The 1,019-nt window shown below is 65.9% G+C and carries 1 protein-coding gene; it reads right to left on the bottom strand.

The window, feature by feature from the left end; translation table 11 throughout:
• Positions 1-14: 14 nt before the first annotated feature.
• Positions 15-1,019: ATP-binding cassette domain-containing protein (locus tag OC610_RS27965; RefSeq protein ID WP_264432835.1), on the bottom strand; the 1,005-nt coding region annotated here is incomplete at its 5' end.

Genomic DNA, 1,019 nt, shown 5'->3' with positions numbered 1-1,019 from the left:
GTATGGGTTGGCAGCTATACCGCCGCTGAGCCCACCCGTCCCTTGCGCAACGCCTCGATCACCGCATCCTTCGGCCCGTCCGCCACGATGCGGCCGTTGTCCAGCACCACCAACCGATCCACCAGGCTGAGCATCGAGGTGCGGTGGGTGACGAGTAGCACGGTCTTGCCTTGCACATGGGTATGAAGCTTTTGCCGCAGGACGTCTTCGCTGCTGTTGTCCATGGCGCTGGTGGGTTCGTCCAGCAGCAGGATCGGCGGGTCGAGCAACAGGGCCCGGGCCAGCAGCACGGCCTGGCGCTGGCCGCCGGACAGCAGTTGTCCGCGCTCGCCCACCGGTCGGTCGAAGCCTTGGGGATGTTGGCGTGCCAGTTCGGTGACGCCGGTCAGTTCCGCCACTTCCAGCATGCGTGCGTCGCTGATGTAGCGGGCACCGAGGGTCAGGTTATCGCGCAGACTGCCGGCCAATAGCGGCAGGTCATGGGCGACATAGCCGATCTGTTGGCGCAAGTCGGCGACGTCCAGTTGCCGCAGGTCCAGGCCGTCCAGCAACAACTGGCCTTCCTGCGGCGCATAGAAACCCATCACCAGCCGCGCCAGGGTGCTTTTGCCCGAGCCGCTGCGGCCGATGATCCCGACCCGTTCGCCCGGCTTGAGGCTGAAACTGACGTTCGCCAGCGCCGGGGTGTTCTGGCCGTTGTAGTGGAAGGTCACGCCGCTCACCTCCAGCGCGCCTTGCAATTGCGTGCGATCAAGGGGCCGCTGCTTGGCATCGCGCTCCTGGGGCAAAGCCATCAGGGCATCGGTGCTGCGCATGGTGAGTTGGGCTTGCTGGTAACGGGTGATCAGCCCGGCGATCTGGCCCAACGGCGCGAGGACCCGGCTGCCGAGCATGTAGGTCGCCACCAGCGCACCGACGCTGAGGTTGCCGGCGATGATGCTGTAGACCCCGGCGACAATGGTCGTCATGCCCGCCAACTGTTGGAGGAACAGCGTGCCGTTGGTCGCCAGCGCCGAAAG

The organism is Pseudomonas agronomica, assembly GCF_025917275.1.
In the GTDB taxonomy this organism is placed as follows: domain Bacteria; phylum Pseudomonadota; class Gammaproteobacteria; order Pseudomonadales; family Pseudomonadaceae; genus Aquipseudomonas; species Aquipseudomonas agronomica.
This window is presented reverse-complemented; position numbering and strand designations above follow the sequence as displayed.